Raw genomic sequence first — 7,205 nt, forward strand, 5'->3', positions numbered from 1 at the left:
ATGAGTCAAGATATTGAAAAACAAATCAATCAATTAAATCAAAAGTTACGAAGTGTATTTGAAGAACAAGACCGAAATCAATCCGTGATTCAAACTCAGGAACAAGCGGAAACAGATTTTCACGAATGGAAAAGTCAAAGCAATCGTTTATTTAACCGTATTTTAGAAACTTGGCACGGCGATAGAGAATTATCTCACTTTTTTATGAATATGCGTCAAGAGGCACAACACATTGAACGAAAACTTACATTCGAATTGGAAAGCCAAAAAGAAACGTTGCTTAAAGAAAGACGAGACCTTAGTGATTTAGAAAACGACCTTTCCTATCAGCAACAACAATTAGTAAGGGAGGTCAATGCATGAGTTTAAATATGTATTTGGGAGAAGTACAAAGCCAAACTCAAAGCATGAACGCTGTATGTACCGCTACCATTCAAGGTATGGAACAAGCTATTCAGTCGATTGACGCTTTTGCAATTGATACTGTTCTACAAGGCCAAACATATAGCAGTGCAAAAGCATTTTTTGCACAAACCTTTCGTCCTTTAGCGCAAGGAATCATTTACTTATGTGAAGAATTAATTCGTCAGAATGATGCCTTTCCAAGTCAATTTCAATCCCAGGTAGCTTCAACTGATGTCATTGAACAAGAAATATTAGAACAAATTCGAGAAATTGACCGAATGAAAACCAGTATGGAAGCTGTCAGTCAAGCTATGCCAATCCCTGGTCTGGACGCTATGGCGAATCTTTTTACTGTCATGAGGCAAAAACTGCAAGAAAAGTTAGATCATCTGTATCAATTCAATCAGACCTCTAGCAATAACTATAGTACAGCAATTCAATTAGCCGCTAGCATTGCGACAGGACTTGCCGAAGTCCAAAGCGGAAAAGGGTTTAGTCTTGCAAGTGGCACATTTAGTACGCAAGGATTGAATATGGAGTGGACGACTTCTATTCAAGCGATTACAGAAGAAAAATCCCGAAAAGCTGACCATTCAATTAAAGATGGGGAAATGTGCGGTAAGCTAGAAGAAAAATCTCCGATTAGAAAGGCTTGGGACGATACGGTAGACGATGCAGTTAAAATGTTCGAAACAGTAAAAAAGATGTGGAATGGTACTTTAATCGGAACAGGGAAAGCTGTTGAAGATGGAATCAAGTCCATGGAAACTTTAAGTAACATGGATATAAGGAATATGGATATAGGAACTTTTATTAATGTTACATATGCGATTTTACATTTGGATGAAACGGCAAAAAATATGTGGCATGCATTTTCAAGTACTATGAAACGAGATATAATAGATGGCGATGCAGAGAGCCGTACACAATGGACTACTTATGGATTAACACAAATAGCTATCGGTCTAATTGCTGATAAAGGACTAGGTAAAGCAAGCCTGGTCACAAAAGGAATAAAAGGAGCAGGTGGAGCAAGTACATTAGCTAAAGGCGTAACGCTAGTAAAAGAATTGAAGCAAGCATCGGAAATTTTACAATCTTTTAAGAAAGATGTTTCTTATGCTTTCTCTGGTGGAAATGGTATACGATCTGGACTTGATATTGCTCAGGATACTCTTCAAAAAATCCAGTCTTCTTCGTCTTCTGGTGGGCATGTTAATAAAGTTAAAGAGAATGGTAAACTTGATAAAGAGGGAAATGCTACTAAAGGGATGGATAATACTAGTGAGAAAGCCAGCGGACTTAATGGTATTGTTAAGAATGTTAATCCTTCAGAAATTAGATTCAGTCAAACTTCTGTAAATGGTTCAGAAGAATTTATTGCTAGTATGAAATCTAATGGCTGGAAAGGTGATCCAATTGATGTTGTTAAAATGCCAGATGGCAATCTTACGACTATTGATAATACAAGGGTTGCTGCAGCTAGAGAAGTTGGAATAGAAGTTCAAGCAACTATTAGAAATTATAGCGACCCTCTTCCAGCAGATATGGTTGCTAGATTTACAACCCCTAAAGGTGTGCCTAAGACATGGGGGGAAGCTTTAGATTTAAGAATACGAAAACAAAAAGCAAGTTTTAGAAATAATAATCCAATGGGATCGTATGACCTAGAAAAAATGAAGTAGAAAGAAATGGTGGTAACTATGAAAAATTTTTATATGGATGAATCTATTTATAAATACCCTGAATCTTATGAAAGATTAGTTGAATTAGATTTAGTTAATTTTGATATATGGTTTTTAATGGAATCAGAACAGGCTACTAACATATACCATGGTATGAAGAAAAGATACCCTAATCGTAAGTTGATTCCTTTCGCTAAAAGAGTTGATAATGATGATACTGCATGTTTTGAAATTGGCAAAGGAAATAAAGTTCAACTTATTCATGATTTTGCTTCTGAAGGTTTTGAACAAAGAAAAGAATTTGATGACTTTTGGGAGTGGGTTGAATGTGCTATGAAAGAAATGATTGATTACAATCGGAGTGAAGAAATTGAATAAACAAAAATTCTATACAAATTTCAGTAAAGAAGTATCTTATGCTTTACGTCATGCTCCTTGGGAATACGAATTGGAATTAGATGAAAATGGTTGGGTGTCTGTTGACCAACTTTTACACGCACTTCATCAATCAATTGAATGGAGAGATGTGAAGATAGAGGATTTAAAAATAATGATTGAGAAATCAGAGAAAAAAAGACATGAGCTAAAAGAGAATAAAATTCGTGCGTTGTATGGACATTCTATTCCCATGAAAATAGTAAAGGAAGAAGGCGTTCCACCTAAATTCCTTTATCATGGTACATCTCCTCGCTTTTTAAATTCTATTGAATCAAATGGGCTGTCACCTATGTCTAGACAATATGTCCATCTTTCTGAAGATATTGCAACTGCTGCATTAGTGGGAAAAAGAAAAGATAAGCATCCTGTTATTTTAGAAGTTAATACTGAAAAAGCTAGAGAAGAAGGCATTAAATTTTATTTAGGAAATGAAAAAGTTTGGTTAGCAGATGAGATTCCTAGTGAATTTATCACAATTTATAAGAATTGATTTAGTCTATTTTGCTAGATTGTGAGAGCAAGAAAAGAAATTTTTGAAGAACAAGTCTTCATTAGGATTGTATATTTCAATGAACCATGTTACCTGGCTTGGAGTAAGTGAAGAGAAAGTTACAAATGGAGAATAATCAATAAAAGAGACCTCACATTTGAGGTCTCTTTTATTGATTTAAATTAAAAATTATTATTTAAGTGGAGTATTATAGAGCTTTTAATCAATATAATTTTAGGGAGTAATTGAGATGGAAAATATAAATCAATTGATAAAAAAATAAAATCATTACCTAATTGTCGAGTTCATGAGCCTACAGAATTACCAATAATTGATGAGAATAAGCATATACTACCAGATGATTTAAAGGAGTTTTATAGTATCTGTGGCGGTCTTACTTTATTTGAAAATGAGGAATATCCTATTCATATTGTTACCCCAGAAGAATTTGTTTTAGCTAATCCCGTAATTGTAGGAGAGTTATGTGAAGAAGATATTTCATCAAATTGGTATATCATATGCAATGATGGTAAGAATGATTATTTAACAATAGACCTTAATGAAGAAAGACTAGGGAGATGTTATGATAGTTTCTTTGATCGACATGGACTTGTTGGAGAGTCGCAAATTATCGCAACTTCGTTCACTGATCTACTTGAAAAACTTATTAAGAATAAAGGACAATATTGGTATTGGCTGAAGAGTGATTTTGAATCACTTGGAGATGCTTATGATGATCAAGAGTAACAAAAACGTGATGCTAAAAATAAAAACACAAAAATATATGAAACAAGCAGTATAAAAAGCATTTAAAGCGAAAGAAAAAGAAGTTAGAAAGATATCTGATTTGAAGTGAAAAAAGAAGAACGCCTTGTAGTGAGGGTAAACGTTCTTCTTTTACTGTAAATGTATTTAAATTTCTTTTGCTACAATTCCTCCACCGTTTCCATCCGCATTAGAAGGAGAACCACCACCGTCACCAATATTAACATAGTCAGGTCTTGCAGGAGCTCCGCCACCATCTCCCTTATTATCAGATATCGTATCAACTTTATTTAACGCTAAATCTGGCCTTACAGGTGCTCCGTCATCTCCTTTGTTTAATGTCGAAAATCCAGTTGTTATAGATACCGCAAATGCACAACCTATTGTTGTTAAGAGGATTTTTTTTATCATCTTAATGCTCCTTTTTCCATTTGTTTTTTTCGGGCTTCTTTACCCATGCGATAATACTCGACTGCTTTTTCATAGTTGTTGTCATTATAAAATTTATCAGCTAAACGATCTGCATATTCTTCAATGCAATCAAATAATTCTTCTTTTTCGAAATACGAAATTCCTGCCAAAACAGCCTTTTCCATTGCAGCTGTATTTGTATTCATTGCTTTTAAAATCATGAAACGATGTTGATACTCCTGATTTTCCAGTTGATCACAGATGTACAATCCTTTTTCTATTAATCCTTTAGCTTTTTCATATTCACCTATTTTCAAATTTTCATCCGATTCCAAATAAATTGCACGAAAATGATTTTGAGAGTGATTTGTAACTTCTGATAAATGACGAATTGCTAATTCTGATAAATTTTGATTTGCATACAGTAATCCTAGGTTATTTCGAACCATCAACACATATTTTTTATGATTAGCTTTTTGAAATACATCTAGTGCAGCATTAAATGTTTCTTCAGCTAATTCAAATTGTCTTAAATCGATACAACATAATCCAAACATATTTTCACATAAAGCAACATTAATCTCGCAATCTGGTTGCTTTATGAATTCTTCTTTTGCTTTTTTTATGCAATCAATCGCTGACATATGTTGATAAGACTGATTATAAAAATAGCCTAATCGATAATAAAATTCCGCCTGTTCCAACTTATTTGGAACATATTTCAAAAGATTTTCAGCTGTCTCAAATTGTTCTTTTGCTTCTTTATATTTTGTAACAAACATAAGATAAATGGCTTTGAAAAAGTGATAATAATATGCCAAGTATCCTTTGTTAGGAATTTCAAAAGATTCAACATTATTAAAGCTATCTTCTTTAATCGAAATCCAGTTAGTCAGCACATTATATCTGAAATTTAATAAGGCAAAATACAGTAATACATCTTCATCCAATTCTACATGATTAATATTATTGTCAATTTCTTCTTTTAGTTGCCTTGCTTTCTCCACTTGTTGTTTCAACATTGATTGATACCAAGTATCTAATAAGTACTTGATTTGCTCTTTAGTTACTATATGTGCACTCATAACAAGTCCCCCCTCATTTTCCTGAATACTAGCATAATTCTATATATTGTATATAAACTCCCTGTTTAAATTAATTGAAAAATAATTATCAGAAAATATTTTCCTAGGGAGATAAAGCTTAAAAAAACCGACTCAATTAAGAGCCGGTTTCTTTTTATTGCTTTTTAAAACAAATTAATCATGTATGATTAGGACAAACTCTCTTATAAATAAAGAAGGATAACCTTGTACGATAGGTAAACATACAAGAAAAAGGGCATTCCTCCCAATTCAGAATGCTCTTTTTTCATTTCCTACTTCACATATACATAGGCTTTATTTGCAGTAACATAGTATGTTTTACCTTTGCTGTTGTGTACCTTGTACTGCGGAGAACCATTTACATTTACTTTTTCATCAATTGCAAATCCTAATCCTGTATCTAAAGTACCAGCAACGTTTTTATCTTGCCAAGATGGAGAATCATAGAAACGTAGGTTGTCCACTTTAGAAACAGCACGGTTTCCTACAATAGATGCATCCACTGTGCTCTTCTTATCGAATTTCACATAAGAAGGATTGTATTTAATCCATTGATTCCCTCCAAGATTTAACCATCCATCTTTTTCAGCCCACACAACATATGATTCTGGTTTGTTAAGTTGACGAATTACAGTATAGCTTGTATCTGGTCCTTTACGTAAGTTAACGTTGTAACCATTAATATATGCCACTCCATCCGTTACTGCTGTGGGTATTTCTTCTGGTTTAGATGGTTGATCTGGAACAGAAACATCAACATTAGAATTACTATATGCACGCTTCACATCTGCCCGGAATTGTGCTTCTGATACACCGTGACTGCGTAAATAATCAAGTGGATCTTCATGGTCTGTACCGCCAAGATGATGCGTTACATCACTATGTGTCCACAATCCTTTTTCTACGCTGATACCACGATCACGTAGGATTTTAGCAAGTAACTTCACATATTTATCATAGCTACGTTTAAATTTCTTATAATCACGTGTTTCGCAAAGCTCTACATGTACAAATCGTTTATTTGCACTTGGTCCCGCACCATAAGTAATGTATTTTGTATCAGCAATTTGGATTGTTTCATTCCAATCAACTGCATAATGAACAAAAGCATTTCTCCATGTACGAGTTTCGTATTTTTGAATATTAATAGCCGGAGCTTCTGGAGTTGCTGTACTGTGAGCACCAACGCCACAACGATATGGTTGTTTTGGTAAATCCGGAATAATTAAAACTCTGTCAGCAAATACGCTTGTTGCAATCGATAATACTAATACAATTGCCAATAAAACCGAAGAAAAACCTTTTAACGTTTGTTTCATTTCACATCAGCATCCTTTTTTAAAATTTTTGTGTGGTCAAATAATCCACTTGCTGACAGTCCAATGATGATTCCTTGAAATACATTCATTTTTAAGTCTTGCGGCAAAAATAAAACGCCTAGCACAATGCCAAGCGTTAAATCCACTAACGGAATGTATTTTGTTTGTAATCCAATTGTTTTTGCAATCTGTGAAAGACCAACAACAATTCCGATCATGACAGCTAAATTAACCATTACATACCACCTCCTTTCAATAGAAAAGCAAGAATAGCTGCAATAATCCCACCAACAATACTTTTTACAAGCCAATTTGTATTGTTGAGGATTTTTTCAATGTTTTCTTCGATTTTTGCTACTTTACTTTCTACTACAGCAAGACGTATCTCTACGTTTTGCATCTTGGATTTGTTCTCTTCACACTCTTTACATTTATCCACTTTACCCACCCCTTTTTAGACAAAATAAAAAAGCCTGCTATTGCACGCTTGAATTCACTTGGTTATTTTTACACTTTAGAAATTGTCACTCTAGTCTCGTAATGTTCCGATGGTGTCGGGTCTGTATTTTGGTACATAATTTTGAAC

Annotated in this window: 10 protein-coding genes; 5 read left to right on the top strand and 5 right to left on the bottom strand. The window is 33.9% G+C overall.

Annotation, left to right across the window (positions count from 1 at the left end):
* From HRG09_RS17815 to HRG09_RS17835, 5 genes are all read left to right on the top strand, one after another.
* Positions 1 to 363 (top strand): DUF3958 family protein, encoded by a 363-nt coding sequence (locus tag HRG09_RS17815; RefSeq protein WP_174102226.1) that lies wholly within the window; start codon positions 1 to 3, stop codon positions 361 to 363.
* Positions 360 to 2,090 carry a T7SS effector LXG polymorphic toxin gene (locus tag HRG09_RS17820; protein ID WP_174102227.1) on the top strand — a complete coding sequence of 577 codons (1,731 nt, stop codon included), beginning with the start codon at positions 360 to 362 and terminating at the stop codon, positions 2,088 to 2,090. The genes HRG09_RS17815 and HRG09_RS17820 overlap by 4 nt, the downstream gene beginning before the upstream one ends.
* Positions 2,091 to 2,108: 18 nt before the next feature.
* A complete protein-coding gene (locus HRG09_RS17825) occupies positions 2,109 to 2,468 on the top strand; it encodes a hypothetical protein (protein WP_174102228.1) in 360 nt (119 codons plus the stop codon).
* On the top strand, positions 2,461 to 3,018 hold the full coding sequence (locus HRG09_RS17830; protein WP_174102229.1) for an RNA 2'-phosphotransferase: 558 nt from the start codon (positions 2,461 to 2,463) through the stop codon (positions 3,016 to 3,018). The genes HRG09_RS17825 and HRG09_RS17830 overlap by 8 nt, the downstream gene beginning before the upstream one ends.
* Before the next feature lie 348 nt (positions 3,019 to 3,366).
* Complete coding sequence (locus HRG09_RS17835) at positions 3,367 to 3,765, top strand: SMI1/KNR4 family protein (protein WP_375335767.1); 399 nt, start codon at positions 3,367 to 3,369, stop codon at positions 3,763 to 3,765.
* 165 nt (positions 3,766 to 3,930) lie between these two features.
* Here HRG09_RS17835 and HRG09_RS17840 read toward each other — a convergent pair whose 3' ends face one another.
* The 5 genes from HRG09_RS17840 to HRG09_RS17860 form a co-directional block, all read right to left on the bottom strand.
* Positions 3,931 to 4,191 carry a hypothetical protein gene (locus HRG09_RS17840; RefSeq protein WP_174102236.1) on the bottom strand — a complete coding sequence of 87 codons (261 nt, stop codon included), beginning with the start codon at positions 4,189 to 4,191 and terminating at the stop codon, positions 3,931 to 3,933.
* Complete coding sequence (locus HRG09_RS17845; RefSeq protein ID WP_174102230.1) at positions 4,191 to 5,279, bottom strand: RapH N-terminal domain-containing protein; 1,089 nt, start codon at positions 5,277 to 5,279, stop codon at positions 4,191 to 4,193. The genes HRG09_RS17840 and HRG09_RS17845 overlap by 1 nt, the downstream gene beginning before the upstream one ends.
* Before the next feature lie 293 nt (positions 5,280 to 5,572).
* A complete protein-coding gene (locus tag HRG09_RS17850; protein WP_174102231.1) occupies positions 5,573 to 6,619 on the bottom strand; it encodes an N-acetylmuramoyl-L-alanine amidase in 1,047 nt (348 codons plus the stop codon).
* A complete protein-coding gene (locus tag HRG09_RS17855; RefSeq protein ID WP_174102232.1) occupies positions 6,616 to 6,855 on the bottom strand; it encodes a holin in 240 nt (79 codons plus the stop codon). Before HRG09_RS17855 ends, HRG09_RS17850 begins: the two co-directional genes overlap by 4 nt.
* Positions 6,855 to 7,058, bottom strand: a complete 204-nt coding sequence (locus HRG09_RS17860; protein WP_098165964.1) for a hemolysin XhlA family protein — start codon at positions 7,056 to 7,058, stop codon at positions 6,855 to 6,857. The genes HRG09_RS17855 and HRG09_RS17860 overlap by 1 nt, the downstream gene beginning before the upstream one ends.
* Between the last annotated feature and the right edge of the window lie 147 nt (positions 7,059 to 7,205).

It is taken from the genome of Bacillus sp. Xin1 (genome assembly GCF_013314535.1).
GTDB lineage: Bacteria > Bacillota > Bacilli > Bacillales > Bacillaceae_G > Bacillus_A.

Coding starts and splice junctions, on each gene's coding strand:
- HRG09_RS17850 (WP_174102231.1), bottom strand. CDS start 6,619: ATGAAACAAACGTTAAAAGGTTTTTCTTCGGTTTTATTGGCAATTGTA.
- HRG09_RS17820 (WP_174102227.1), top strand. CDS start 360: ATGAGTTTAAATATGTATTTGGGAGAAGTACAAAGCCAAACTCAAAGC.
- HRG09_RS17845 (WP_174102230.1), bottom strand. CDS start 5,279: ATGAGTGCACATATAGTAACTAAAGAGCAAATCAAGTACTTATTAGAT.
- HRG09_RS17825 (WP_174102228.1), top strand. CDS start 2,109: ATGAAAAATTTTTATATGGATGAATCTATTTATAAATACCCTGAATCT.
- HRG09_RS17815 (WP_174102226.1), top strand. CDS start 1: ATGAGTCAAGATATTGAAAAACAAATCAATCAATTAAATCAAAAGTTA.
- HRG09_RS17855 (WP_174102232.1), bottom strand. CDS start 6,855: ATGGTTAATTTAGCTGTCATGATCGGAATTGTTGTTGGTCTTTCACAG.